Annotated in this window: 12 protein-coding genes; 4 read left to right on the top strand and 8 right to left on the bottom strand. The window is 74.0% G+C overall.

Features of this window, described 5'->3' with window-relative positions; genetic code table 11:
- Nucleotides 1-12: 12 nt before the first annotated feature.
- Complete coding sequence (locus ACFVDM_RS03800) at nucleotides 13-831, bottom strand: 3-hydroxybutyrate dehydrogenase (protein ID WP_383632682.1); 819 nt, start codon at nucleotides 829-831, stop codon at nucleotides 13-15.
- Nucleotides 832-1,088: 257 nt separating this feature from the next.
- Between ACFVDM_RS03800 and ACFVDM_RS03795 the strand changes: the two genes are divergently transcribed.
- Entirely contained in the window at nucleotides 1,089-2,570 is a 1,482-nt protein-coding gene (locus tag ACFVDM_RS03795) for a PHB depolymerase family esterase (RefSeq protein WP_383632679.1), read from the top strand.
- 67 nt (nucleotides 2,571-2,637) lie between these two features.
- Here the strand turns inward: ACFVDM_RS03795 and ACFVDM_RS03790 are convergent, their stop codons facing one another.
- The 7 genes from ACFVDM_RS03790 to ACFVDM_RS03760 all read right to left on the bottom strand — a co-directional run bounded on the left by ACFVDM_RS03790 (nucleotide 2,638) and on the right by ACFVDM_RS03760 (nucleotide 9,035).
- The gene (locus tag ACFVDM_RS03790) at nucleotides 2,638-3,522 is read right to left on the bottom strand and encodes an alpha/beta fold hydrolase (RefSeq protein ID WP_383632676.1); all 885 of its coding nucleotides are present in this window, start codon (nucleotides 3,520-3,522) and stop codon (nucleotides 2,638-2,640) included.
- Nucleotides 3,519-4,634 carry a branched-chain amino acid ABC transporter permease gene (locus tag ACFVDM_RS03785; RefSeq protein ID WP_383632673.1) on the bottom strand — a complete coding sequence of 372 codons (1,116 nt, stop codon included), beginning with the start codon at nucleotides 4,632-4,634 and terminating at the stop codon, nucleotides 3,519-3,521. The genes ACFVDM_RS03790 and ACFVDM_RS03785 overlap by 4 nt, the downstream gene beginning before the upstream one ends.
- Nucleotides 4,631-5,518, bottom strand: coding sequence for a branched-chain amino acid ABC transporter permease (locus ACFVDM_RS03780; RefSeq protein ID WP_383632670.1), 888 nt, complete (start codon nucleotides 5,516-5,518; stop codon nucleotides 4,631-4,633). The genes ACFVDM_RS03785 and ACFVDM_RS03780 overlap by 4 nt, the downstream gene beginning before the upstream one ends.
- Entirely contained in the window at nucleotides 5,518-6,258 is a 741-nt protein-coding gene (locus ACFVDM_RS03775; protein ID WP_383632667.1) for an ABC transporter ATP-binding protein, read from the bottom strand. The genes ACFVDM_RS03780 and ACFVDM_RS03775 overlap by 1 nt, the downstream gene beginning before the upstream one ends.
- Nucleotides 6,255-7,046 (bottom strand): ABC transporter ATP-binding protein, encoded by a 792-nt coding sequence (locus tag ACFVDM_RS03770; protein ID WP_383632664.1) that lies wholly within the window; start codon nucleotides 7,044-7,046, stop codon nucleotides 6,255-6,257. The genes ACFVDM_RS03775 and ACFVDM_RS03770 overlap by 4 nt, the downstream gene beginning before the upstream one ends.
- Before the next feature lie 3 nt (nucleotides 7,047-7,049).
- The gene (locus tag ACFVDM_RS03765; RefSeq protein ID WP_383632661.1) at nucleotides 7,050-8,288 is read right to left on the bottom strand and encodes a substrate-binding domain-containing protein; all 1,239 of its coding nucleotides are present in this window, start codon (nucleotides 8,286-8,288) and stop codon (nucleotides 7,050-7,052) included.
- 135 nt (nucleotides 8,289-8,423) lie between these two features.
- Nucleotides 8,424-9,035 carry a TetR family transcriptional regulator gene (locus tag ACFVDM_RS03760; RefSeq protein ID WP_383632658.1) on the bottom strand — a complete coding sequence of 204 codons (612 nt, stop codon included), beginning with the start codon at nucleotides 9,033-9,035 and terminating at the stop codon, nucleotides 8,424-8,426.
- A gap of 257 nt (nucleotides 9,036-9,292) precedes the next feature.
- On the opposite strand from ACFVDM_RS03760, the gene ACFVDM_RS03755 reads away from it, so the two are divergent.
- The 3 genes from ACFVDM_RS03755 to ACFVDM_RS03745 all read left to right on the top strand — a co-directional run bounded on the left by ACFVDM_RS03755 (nucleotide 9,293) and on the right by ACFVDM_RS03745 (nucleotide 12,532).
- The gene (locus tag ACFVDM_RS03755; RefSeq protein ID WP_383632656.1) at nucleotides 9,293-10,627 is read left to right on the top strand and encodes a glycosyltransferase family 4 protein; all 1,335 of its coding nucleotides are present in this window, start codon (nucleotides 9,293-9,295) and stop codon (nucleotides 10,625-10,627) included.
- An 88-nt stretch (nucleotides 10,628-10,715) separates the two neighbouring features.
- Nucleotides 10,716-11,459: a class I SAM-dependent methyltransferase gene (locus tag ACFVDM_RS03750; RefSeq protein WP_383632654.1), complete on the top strand. Its 744-nt coding sequence runs from the start codon at nucleotides 10,716-10,718 to the stop codon at nucleotides 11,457-11,459.
- Nucleotides 11,456-12,532 (top strand): prenyltransferase, encoded by a 1,077-nt coding sequence (locus ACFVDM_RS03745; protein WP_383632652.1) that lies wholly within the window; start codon nucleotides 11,456-11,458, stop codon nucleotides 12,530-12,532. The genes ACFVDM_RS03750 and ACFVDM_RS03745 overlap by 4 nt, the downstream gene beginning before the upstream one ends.
- Nucleotides 12,533-12,534 lie beyond the last annotated feature (2 nt).

Raw genomic sequence — 12,534 nt, 5'->3', positions numbered from 1 at the left:
ATGTCGTGCCGGTCAGTGGGCGGTCCAGCCGCCGTCCATCGAGAGCGAGGTGCCCGTGATGTGCCCGGTGCGCGGACCGCACAGCCACAGGACGGCCTCGGCGACGTCCGCCGGCTCGATCAGCTTCTTCACCGCGCTGCGCTCCAGCATCACCCGCCCCACCACCTCCTCCTCGGAGATGCCGTGGGTCCGCGCCTGGTCGGCGATCTGGTTCTCGACCAGCGGGGTGCGGACATAGCCGGGGCAGACGCAGTTGCTCGTCACCCCGTGCTCCGCCGCCTCCAGCGCGACCACCTTGCTCAGCCCCTCCAACGCGTGCTTGGCCGTCACATAGGCCGATTTGTACGGGCTCGCGCGCAGCCCGTGCACCGACGAGATGTTGACCACGCGCCCCCAGCCGCGTTCGTACATGCCCGGCAGGGTCCGGCGCAAGATGCGGAACGGGGTCTCCACCATCACCCGCTGGATCAGCGCGAAGCGGTCCGGCGGGAAGGCGTGCACCGGGGCCACGTGCTGGAGCCCCGCGTTGTTCACCACCACGTCCGCGTCGGCGGGCAGCGTCTCGACCACCGAGGGATCGGCCAGGTCCACCACCCAGGCGGTGCCCCCGATCTCCTCCGCCAGCCGCTCGGCGGCCCCGGCCGCCCGGTCCACCACGTGCACCCGGGCACCCGCCTCGGCCAGGGCCAGCGCACAGGCCCGCCCGATCCCGCTCGCCGCCCCCGTCACCAGCGCGGTGCGCCCGTCGAGCACACGGGCCACGGGTGGGCGGGGGGTCCCGTCGGGGGCGGGGGCGGCGGGGGTGTGACCGGGTCTGCGGGAAGTCTCCATGGCCGTCACCGTAGGTACGCGGCGGCCCCCGTCACACGGCGCCGGTGCACACACCCTCCCGGCCCGCCATGGTGCCGGCGTACATGGTGCGCCCGGCTCCCGCGCCGCCCCCGCACCGCCCCGGCCCCGCGCAAGGGACCCGCCGCACACACCCGCCCCCACCCGGTGTCCGCCCGGCACATGGGCGCGTGGACGTGCCGCCCATAGGTTCCGGCAGCAGTCCGTTCCCCCCGCACGCACCGACCAGGGAGGCACTCGTGCGCCCATCGTTCCCCGGACGTCTCGCCCGCCGCTTCGCGTCGGCGGCCGCCCTCGCCCTGCTCGCGGCGACGCTGAGCACCACGGCCGCCGCCCCGCCCGCCGCCGCGGCCGGCGGCCTCCAGCAGGTCACCGGCTTCGGCACCAACCCCGGCAACCTCCAGATGTACGCCTACACGCCCGCCGGCCTCCCGGCGAACGCACCGCTCGTCGTCGCCCTGCACGGCTGCGTCCAGTCCGCCGACGCGTATTACAGCAACTCCGGCTGGCGGGAGCTGGCCGACGCCTGGGGCTTCGCCGTCGTCTTCCCGCAGACCACCTCCGCCAACAACGCGCTGTCCTGCTTCGGCTGGTTCGACCCGGCCGAGTCCACCCGGGGCCGGGGCGAGGCCGCGTCCGTCGTGCAGATGGTCGAGCACGCCGAGAAGACCTACGGCTCCGACGCCCGCCGCGTCTACGTCACCGGGCTCTCGGCCGGCGGCGGGATGACCGCCGATCTGCTGGCCGCCTACCCGGACGTGTTCGCGGGCGGTTCCGTCGCCTCCGGGCTGCCCGCCCAGTGCGCCACCAGCCAGGCCGCCGCCTCCGGCTGCCAGACGGGCCCGCAGAAGCTGACGCCCGCGCAGTGGGGCGACAAGGTCAGGGCCGGCTACCCGGGCTACCACGGCCCCTGGCCCCGGGTGGCGATCTGGCAGGGCAGCGCCGACTACACGGTCTACCCCGCCAACGCCACGGCCCTGCGCGACCAGTGGACCGACGTCTGGGGCATCGGCCAGACCCCCTCGTCCACCGACACCCTGCCGGGCGGCACCACCCGCACCCAGTACGACGACGCCTCCGGGCAGCCGGCCGTGCAGTTGTACTCCGTCGCCGGGATGGGCCACGGACTGCCCGTCGACCCGGGCACCGGTGACCAGCAGTGCGGCTCGACCGCCGCGTACTTCCTCGACACGATCTGCTCGTCCTACTACACCGGCGTCTTCTGGGGCCTGGACGGCGGAACCGGCCCCGGGGACGGCGACGGCGACCCGCTCCCGGCGCCCGGCGCGCCGACCGTCACCGGCACCACGGACACCACCGTGTCCCTGTCCTGGAACGCCGTCGAGGGCGCCGTCTCGTACGCCGTCCACCGCGACGGCGTGAAGGTCGCCTCGCCCACCGCCACCACGTACACGGACACCGGTCTCACCGCCGGCACCGCCTACCACTACACCGTCACCGCGCTCGACGCCGACGGCGCGGCCGGGACCGCGTCCGCGCGGACCACCGCCACGACGACCGGCGGGACCGCCCCCGCCACCTGCCACACCGCGACCAACTACGCCCATGTCGCCGCGGGCCGGGCCCGCACCAGCGGCGGATACGTCTACGCCAACGGCTCCGGCCAGAACATGGGGCTCTACAACGTCTTCGTCACCCACACCCTCCGGGAGTCGCCCGCCGGGTACTTCGTGCTCGCGGACACCGGCTGCACCGCCTGACGCACACACGGGACCGGCCCGGCGGAATCGTCCGCCGGGCCGGTCCGCGCCCGGTCGTGTCCGGGGCTCAGACGCCCGCGTACGCCACCAGACGGTCCGCGACCTCACGGGCGCCCCGCTCGCCCGTGAGGACCGTGTAGTGGTTGACGTCCGGGACCGCGACGGGCTCCAGCCGGGTGCCGCCCAGCTCCGCGGCGGCCAGCCGCCCTTCGTCGTACAGGCCCTGCTCCTCGTCCATCAGCCCGCGCGCCGCCCACAGCAGCGTCGCCTCGACGGGCAGCTTCCGGACCGCCGAGAGGACCTCCGCGTCGAACAGGCCGACACCGTCCGTGCGGATGGCCTCCAGCCGGCACGACGAGCGCAGCTCGGGCTCCTCGCCGGTCAGATCGCGCTGGACGTAGGCGTCCACCTCCGGCGACCAGCCGGCCGCGAACGCCGGGTGCGCCTGCCAGAACGCCCGGTAGGCGTCCCGGTCCGGAAAGGTCATCGACAGCCGATCCATCGCCGGACCGATCACCGCGGTCAGCAGTTCGTCCGGGGTCAGATGCGTCGGCGCGGGGAACCCCACCCCGCCGTCGACCAGCAGCAGCGGGCCGAAGCGGTCCGGATGGCGCACCGCCGCGAGCGCCGCCGTGAACGCCCCCATCGAGTGGCCGGCCAGCACCACCCGCCCCGGGGACAGCGAGGCGGCCAGGGCGGCTGCGTCGTCCGCGTGCGCGGCGATGCCGTACGGACCGGGCAGATGGGCGCTGCCCGCCCGGCCGCGCAGGTCCGGGGCGACCAGGGTGACCCGGCCGGCCAGCGCGCGGGCCACGGCGGCCCAGGAGAGCGCGTTGGCGGTGATGCCGTGCAGTGCCACCACGGTCGGGGCGTCCGGGCGGTCGGCGGGCCACCGCAGCGCGGTCAGGGAGCCCCCGCGCACGGCGACTTCGGTCTCCTCGTACGGAATCACTGGTCTCCGGTCTCCTTCCGGTGCAGGGCGGCCCGCAGCCTGGACGGCAGCCGGGCCAGACCGCCGGGCAGCAGATGTACCACGGCCACGAACACGACGCCCAGCAGGAACAACGGCTGCGAGAGCGGCACCCGGAGCACCGCCGGCAGGTCCGCGACCGCGCCGGAACCGGCCAGATCGCCGAGCCGGTGGTCCGCCCAGGTGTAGAGGATGCCGCCGACCATCGGCCCCCAGCGGGTCCCGGAGCCGCCGAGGACCACCATCACCAGCAGCGACAGGGTGAAGTCGGAAGTGGTCGTCTGCGGGGTCGAACCGCCGGTCAGCAGCAGATGCACGATGCCGCCGAGCGCGGCGAGCGAGCCCGCCAGGACGAACGCCACGAGCTTGAACCCGTACGGCCTCAGCCCCAGCACCTCCACCCGGCGCTCGTTCTCCTTGATGCCCTCCCAGACCCGGCCCGTGGGGGAGCGGACCGCCCAGTGCACGACGCCCAGGGTGAGGACGAGATAGGCGAGGGCGACCCAGTAGAGGTTCGCCGTGTGGTCGATGCCGACGAGCCAGGACGGCAGCAGATCGGCGGGGGCCGCCCGGCCCTCCTCGCCGCCGGTGACGCCGCCGGGGTTGCGGGACACCAGGATCGAGCCCGCCTGGGCGAAGGCCAGCGTCACCATGGAGAAACCGATCCCCGTGACGCGCAGGCTCACCGAACCCAGCGCCACGGCCAGCGCGGTCCCGAAGAGGAGACCGAGCACCGCGGCGAGCCCGAACGGCAGCCCCGCGTCCAGCAGGAACAGATTGGTGGCGTAGCTGCCCGCCGCGAAGTACAGGGCATGGCCGAACGAGAGCAGTCCGGTGCGCCCGAGCAGCAGGTCGTACCCGGTGGCCAGCGCCCCGAACAGCAGGCAGGTGGCCAGCAGCTGGAGGCTGCCCGCGCTGCCGAGCGGGCCGTCCAGCAGCCCCGGCACCGGAACGGCGCTGAACGGGGCGACGGCCAGCACCAGCAGCACGGCGGCCGGCCACCAGCGCAGCATCCGGGGCGTCCCGCGGCCGGCCGAAGGACCCGGCGCGGGCCCGGCGGCGGTACGGTCGTGTGTCTCGGTGGCGGTGCTCACGCGAGCCTCCCCGTCAGTCCGCGCGGGCGGATCAGCAGCAGCGCGGCGAGCAGGACGACGACCGCGAGATCGCCGAGCCCCGCCGCGGTGTAGTAGTTGGCGAACTGCTGGACCAGGCCGATGACGACGGACGCCGCGGCGGCCCCGGTCACCGACCCCATGCCGCCGGTGACCACGACGACGAAGGCGAAGATCAGCAGCGAGGTGCCCTGCCGGGGGTCGACCGAGCCGAAGTACAGCCCGCCCAGCGCCCCGCCGAGGGCCGCCGCGCACCCCCCGATCGCGAAGACCAGGGTGAACGCCCTGCGGACGTCGATGCCGAGCGCGGTGACCATGGCCCGGTCCTCGACCCCGGCCCGGACGACCAGCCCGTGCCGGGTCCGGCCGAGGAAGAGCCGCAGCGCCACCAGGACCACGACGGCCGCCGCCACCAGCACCAGCCGGTTGACGGGCACCTGTGCGCCCAGCAGCCCGAAGGTGCCGGACAGCGCCTTCGGACCGGGGAAGGTCCGGGCGTCCGAGCCCCAGATGCCCGACAGCAGCGCGGGGACGGCGAGCCCCACCCCGACGGTGGCGAGCACCTGTTCGCGGGGCCGGGTGTAGAGCGGGCGGACCACGGCGAGTTCGAGCAGTACGGCGGCGGCGGTGCCCACCGCCGTGCCGAACAGCACCGCGAGCACGAAGCCGGCGCCGCCGGGGCCCGCACCGGGCAGATTCCCGGAGGCGGCCCACCAGGTGCCGTACGCGCCGATGGAGAGCAGCGCCCCGTGCGCGAAGTTGAGGACGTCCATCAGGCCGAAGATCAGCGAGAGTCCGGACGCGATGAGGAAGTAGAGGGCTCCCAGACCGAGTCCGGTCATGGTGAGCAGGACGAACGTGGACATCAGGAATCCGCCTCCGCGGTGGGTGTCAGCGGGCCGTGGCCCACGCCGAGCAGCCGGCGGGCCGCCTCCGCGTCGCCGAGCAGCTCGTCGGCGGGGCCCCGGTGGGCGGTCCGGCCGTCGGCCAGCACCACGCAGTGCCGGGCCAGCCGGCGGACGACGGCGAGGTTCTGCTCCACGAGCAGCACCGGAACCGCCTCGGCGGCCCGTTCCAGCACCTGCGCCACCTCCGTGACCACCTTCGGGGCGAGGCCCTTGGTGGGCTCGTCCGCGATGATCAGCCGGTTGGTGTTGAGCAGGGTCCGGCCGATGGCGACCATCTGCTGCTGGCCGCCCGACAGCGTGCCCGCCAACTGCCGTGCCCGTGCCTTGAGTTCCGGGAACAGCTCGTGGACCAGCGGATAGTCGGGCTCGCCCGCCCCGCGCCGTTCGGCCAGCCGCAGGTTCTCCGCCACGGTCAGCCCGGCGAAGATCCCCCGGTCCTCGGGGGCGTAGCCGATACCGCGCCGGACCAGCGCGTGCGTGGGCAGTCCCGCGGTCTCCTCGCCGTCGAACCGGATACTGCCGGTGCGCGGGACGAGGCCGAGGACGCCCCGGACGGTGGTGGTCTTCCCGGCGCCGTTGCGGCCGAGCAGCGCGGTGACGCCGTGGGCGCGGACGTCCAGGTCGACGCCGTGCAGGATGTGCCGGCCGCCGATGAGGACCCGCAGGTCCCGCACGTCCAGCAGGGGGTGTTCCGTCACAGCCCCTCCCCGAGGTAGGCCTGCTGCACGGTCGCGTCGGCGGTGACCGCCTCCGGGGTGTCCAGGGCGAGCAGCCGCCCGTGGTGCATCACGGCGAGCCGGTCGGCGAGACCGAGCAGGACGTCCATGTGGTGTTCGACCATCAGGACCGTGCGTCCCTCGTCCCGGTGCAGGGTGCGGATCAGTTCGGTGAGCGCGGGGACCTCCTCGGCGCTCACCCCGGCCATCGGCTCGTCGAGCAGCATCAGCCGGGGCTCGCCCACCAGCAGCACGGCCAGCTCCAGCTTCCGCTTCTCGCCGTGCGAGAGTGCGGCGGCGGTCGCGGCGGCGCGGTGGGCCAGCCCGGTGCGTTCCAGGACGCCGTCGACCTCGGCGGTGAAGCGTTGGGCCCGCCGCCAGACGCGGTACGAGCCGCCCCGGGCGGCCTGCGCGGCCAGCCGGACGTGGTCGGCGACCGACATCGCGGGCCAGAGGCTGGAGGTCTGGAAGGTGCGGCCGAGGCCGCGGCGGGCGCGTTCGTGCGCGGGCCGGTCCGTGAGGTCCGCGCCGTCCAGGGCGAGGGTCCCGGCGGTGGGCAGGGTGACCCCGCTGATCAGGTTGAACAGCGAGGTCTTGCCCGCCCCGTTGGGGCCGATGAAGGCGAGGAACTCGCCCTCGCGGACCTCGAAGGAGACGTCCTGGACGATGGTGGCGCCGCCGACGCTCCAGCCGATTCCGTTCAGCCGGAGTACCGGGGCGGCGGCCGTCGCCGGACCGTCCCGGTGGTCCGGTGCGTGCGGTGCGGTCACCGGTCAGCCCGCCGAGGGCTTCACGGGCGGGGTGACGGTCTCCATCGGCTCCGTCTTCACCAGCTCCGGCTCGAGGGCGGCGCCCTTGCCGGTCAGCCGGGCCGTGAACATCGGCTGGAGCAGGGCGTGGTCCTCGGCCCGTACCTGCGTCCTCCCCTTGGCCCCGTCGAAGCTCCAGCCCTCCAGGGCCTTGACCATCGCGGCCGGGTCGGTGGCGCCCGCCTCGACGGCGTGGACGATCATCTGCGCGGCGGTGAAGCCGTCCGGGGTGAACAGGTCGGGGGTGCCGCCCGCCTTCGTCACCGCGTCGAGCATGGCCTTCTCCACCGGGTTGCCGCCGCCGGCGCCCGGGAAGTAGTGCGCCAGGAACGACACCTTGGAGCCCGCCGCCCCGAACACCGGGTAGGAGGCGGTGCCCGCGAGACCGGTGACGACCTTGCCGCCGCCCAGCACGCCCTGCTGGTCCAGCGCGGTCCACAGCGCGGGGGCGGTGGAGCCGGCCCAGGCGACGAAGACGAGGTCGGGGCCGCCCGCCTTGACCTGGCGGGCGAAGGGGGTGAGGTCCGTGGCGCTGGGAGGGGCGAGCACCGAGCCGACCTTCGCGCCCTTGGCGCCGAGCACCGCCTTGACGGCGGCCACGTTGGCCTGGCCGAAGGTGGAGTCCTGGGCGAGCACGGTGACCTTCTTGCCCGTGGCGTCGCCCAGCATCGTCCCGGCCGTCAGGATGTCCTGGTAGGACTGGCGGCCCGAGCGGAAGGTGTAGTCGTTGATGCCGGTCACCGCGTCGGTGGCCGCCGGGCCGCTGACGTAGAGGACCTTGTTCTGCGCGGCGAGCGGGGCCATCTGGAGGGCGACGCCGGAGTCGGTGGTGCCGGCCAGCACCTTGTAGCCCTTGCCGATCAGGTTCTTGGCGGCGGCGACGGCCTTGCCCGGGTCGCCCGCGTCGTCCTGCTCGGTGACCTCGATGCGGTGGCCGGCGGCCTTGCCGGTGCCCTTGGTCGCGTAGTCCAGGCCCGCCATGAAGCCGTCGCGGTACTGCTTGCCGTAGTCCGCGAGGAGCCCGGTGCGGGAGTAGACCAGACCGACCTTGACGGCGGCGTCGTCGGCGGACTTCCCCGAGCCGGAGTCGCCCGCCTTGCCGGCGGCGGTGCAGCCGGTCAGCAGCAGTCCGGCTGCGGCCAGGACGGCGACGGTACGGAGGCCCGTGCGGGGTCTGCGGGATCTGCTGGCTGTGCGGCGCATGGTGACCGGCTCCTCGGCGTGTTCCTGTGATGTCGCCGAACCGTATGAACACCGCGCCGTCGTCGATATGGTGCAGGGCACCCCACCTGGCCCCCGCCACGTGTGGGCGCCGCACATGGGCGGCGCCCGGGGGGATCAGCCGGCCGGATCGGGGGCGGTCAGATCGATCAGTCGGCAGACCGTCTCGATGTCGATCTTCACCTGGGCGATGGAGGCCCGGCCGGAGAGCCAGGTGATCAGCGCCGAGTGCCAGGTGTGCTCGATCACCCGGACGGCCGAGAGCTGCTCCGGCGTCGGCCGGTCCAGCCCCATGGCGTCCAGGATGATCGCCGTGGTCAGCCGGGAGACGGTGTCCACCTCGGGGCTGACGCTGCGGTCCGCGAAGGTCAGGGCGCGCACCATGGCGTCCGCCAGATGCGGTTCGCGCTGCATCGCGCGGAAGGCCCGCATGAGGGTGTCGGCGACCCGGTCCGCCGCGTTGTCGCCGGTCGGGGGCCGTTTGCGCAGCGTGCCGTGCATGTGCTGGAGCTGGTCCTGCATGGTGGCGACCAGGAGGTGGACCTTGGACGGGAAGTAGCGGTAGAGGGTGCCCAGGGCGACCCCGGCGGCCTCCGCGACCTCACGCATCTGGACGGCCTCGAAGCCGCCCCGGCTGGCGAGCTGGGCGCTGGCGTGCAGGATGCGGCGGCGGCGGGCCTCCTGGCGTTCCGTCAGGGGCGGCGATGCCGGTCTGGCTTCCGCTGTCATGTCTTCCATCCCCGTGCTTCTCCCCGCGGCCGCGGGGCCCGGCGGCCGGTGCGGCGGCGCACAGCATGCCAGGGTGTGTGCCGTGGCGCGAATCACCTGATCCGGCCGTTGCACCGTTGCTACTTGCCGGTAGATTCGTAGCCCGTTAAACGATCCGCTCCGGTGCCGCCCTTCGTTCGCCGTCGGACTGTAACTTGTTCTAGATTAGCGCGAGCGGTTACGCTCCGGCGAACACGCCAGCGAGAAGGGGGCCGAGTGTGACCGCAGAGGCCATAGAGTCGGGCCCCCGCGCGGGCGCCGCCACGCACGCCGCCGACGCCGGCGGTGACCGGCCCCTGCGCATCGCCCTCCTCAGCTACAAGGGCAACCCCTTCTGCGGCGGCCAGGGCGTCTACGTCCGCCACCTCTCCCGCGAACTGGCCCGGCTCGGCCACAGCGTCGAGGTGATCGGCGCCCAGCCCTACCCGGTCCTCGACGAGGGCGTCCCGCTCACCGAACTGCCGAGCCTGGACCTCTACCGCCAGCCCGACCCCTTCCGCACTCCGAAGCGCGGGGAGTACCGGGACTGGATCGACGCCACCGAGGTCGCCACCATGTGGACCGGCGGCTTCCCCGAGCCCCTCACCTTCTCGCTCCGCGCCCGCCGTCATCTCGCCGCCCGGCGCGGCGAGTTCGACGTGGTCCACGACAACCAGACGCTGGGCTACGGGCTCCTCGCCGACCTCGGCGCCCCCCTCGTCACCACGATCCACCACCCCATCACCGTGGACCGCCGGCTCGACCTGGACGCCGCCCCGAACCGCCGCCGCCGCGCCTCCGTACGCCGCTGGTACGCCTTCACCCGCATGCAGAAGCGCGTCGCCCGCCGGCTGCCGTCCGTGCTCACCGTCTCCGGCTCCTCCAAGCAGGAGATCGTCGACCACCTCGGCGTCGACGCCCGACGTGTCCGGGTCGTCCACATCGGCGCCGACACCGACCTCTGGTCGCCCGACCCCGCCGTCCCCGAGGTCCCCGGCCGCATCGTCACCACCTCCAGCGCCGATGTCCCGCTCAAGGGCCTGGTCCACCTCGTCGACGCCCTCGCCAAACTGCGCACCAGCCACCCGGCCGCCCATCTCGTGGTCGTCGGCCGCCGCGCCGAGGACGGGCCCGTCGCCCGCGCCATCGAACGCCACGGGCTCGCCGACGCCGTGGAGTTCGTCAAGGGCATCAGCGACACCGAACTCGTCGACCTGGTCCGCGGCGCCCAGATCGCCTGCGTCCCCTCCCTGTACGAGGGCTTCTCGCTGCCCGCCGCCGAGGCCATGGCCACCGGCACCCCGCTCGTCGCCACCACCGGAGGCGCGATCCCCGAGGTCGCGGGGCCCGACGGCGAGACCTGTCTGGCCGTGCCGCCCGCCGACCCCGGCGCCCTCGCCGACGCGCTCGGCCGACTCCTCGCCGACCCGGAGCTGCGCACCCGGCTCGGGGCGGCCGGCCGTGAACGGGTCCTCGCCCGGTTCACCTGGAAGCAGGCGGCGATCGGTACCGCCGCGCTCTACCGCGAGGCGATCGCCGCCCGCGCCGCCACCGGCCCCGGCGGCCGGCGGTGACCCCGCCGCGCCCGCCAGGGCCCGTCCGGGCCTCCTGACCCGTACCCCACCCCGACTCGAACCCCCTCGACCGCGAAAGCAGGCATTCGTGCTGACCGTGGACTTCACCCGCTTCCCGCTCGCCGCAGGCGACCGAGTGCTCGACCTGGGCTGCGGCGCCGGACGCCACGCCTTCGAGTGCTACCGGCGCGGCGCCCAGGTGGTGGCGCTCGACCGGAACGGCGAGGAGATCCGCGAGGTCGCGAAGTGGTTCGCCGCGATGAAGGAGGCCGGCGAGGCCCCCGAGGGCGCCACCGCCACCGCGATGGAGGGCGACGCGCTCAACCTTCCCTTCCCCGACGCCTCCTTCGACGTCGTGATCATCTCCGAGGTCATGGAGCACATCCCCGACGACAAGGGCGTCCTCGCCGAAATGGTCCGGGTGCTGCGGCCCGGCGGCCGGATCGCCGTCACCGTGCCGCGCTACGGCCCCGAGAAGGTCTGCTGGACGCTCTCCGACGCGTACCACGAGGTCGAGGGCGGCCACATCCGCATCTACAAGGCCGACGAACTGCTCGGCAAAATGCGCGAGGCCGGGCTCAAGCCGTACGGCACCCACCACGCCCACGCCCTGCACGCCCCGTACTGGTGGCTGAAGTGCGCCTTCGGCGTGGACAACGACCAGGCGCTGCCGGTGAAGGCGTACCACAAGCTCCTCGTCTGGGACATCATGAAGAAGCCCGCCCTGACCCGGATCACCGAGCAGCTGCTCAACCCGGTCGTCGGCAAGAGCTTCGTGGCCTACGCGACCAAGCCCCACCTGCCCGCGGCGGCCGCCGAGGCCGAGGCGTGAGTCTTCCCGAGCGGACCGAACACCTCGTCCTGCCCGGGGTCCTCACCGCCGCGCAGGCCGCCGAGACCGTCGCCGCCCTGCTGGCCGTGCAGCGCGAGGACGGCGCCCTGCCGTGGTTCCGCGGCCACCACCTCGACCCGTGGGACCACACCGAGGCCGCCATGGCCCTGGACGCGGCCGGCGAGCACGCCGCCGCCGAACGCGCCTACGCCTGGCTCGCCCGCCACCAGAACGAGGACGGCTCCTGGTACGCCGCCTACCACGACGGGGACCCCGGGCGCCCCACCGACCGGGCCCGGGAGACCAACTTCTGCGCGTACGTCGCCGTCGGCGTCTGGCACCACTACCTCGCCACCGGCGACGACGCCTTCGTCGACCGCATGTGGCCGACGGTCTACGCCGCCGTCGAGTTCGTCCTGCGCCTCCAGCAGCCCGGCGGCCAGATCGGCTGGAAGCGCGAGGACGACGGCACCCCGGTGACCGACGCCCTGCTCACCGGCTCCTCCTCGGTCTACCAGGCCCTGCGCTGCGCGCTGGCCCTCGCCGAACGCCGCGAGGAGCCCCAGCCCGACTGGGAACTGGCCACCGGGCAGCTCGGCCACGCCATCCGCAGCCACCCCGAGCGCTTCCTCGACAAGAGCCGCTACTCGATGGACTGGTACTACCCGGTCCTCGGCGGCGCCGTCACCGGCCCCCGGGCCGCCCGCCGCATCGAGGAGGGCTGGGACCGCTTCGTCGTCCCCGGCCTCGGGGTGCGCTGTGTGCTCCCCAACCCCTGGGTCACCGGCGGCGAGAGCTGCGAACTGGCCCTGGCCCTCTGGGCGATCGGCGAGTCCGACCGGGCCCTGGACATCCTCCAGGCCATCCAGCACCTGCGCCACGAGGGCGGCCTCTACTGGACGGGCTACGTCTTCGAGGGCAACCGCGCGTTCTGGCCCGAGGAGCAGACCTCCTGGACGGCGGGCGCCCTGCTGCTGGCCGTGGCCGCGCTCGGCGGGGACGAGGCGACCACGGCGGTCTTCGGCGGCGAACGGCTGCCGAGGGGCCTGGAGGCGGACTGCTGTGGAGGCTGAGG

Source organism: Streptomyces sp. NPDC057682 (assembly GCF_042799575.1).
Taxonomy (GTDB): Bacteria; Actinomycetota; Actinomycetes; order Streptomycetales; family Streptomycetaceae; genus Streptomyces.
Note: the sequence above shows the minus strand (reverse complement) of the source record. Positions and strands in the feature narration are given on the sequence as shown.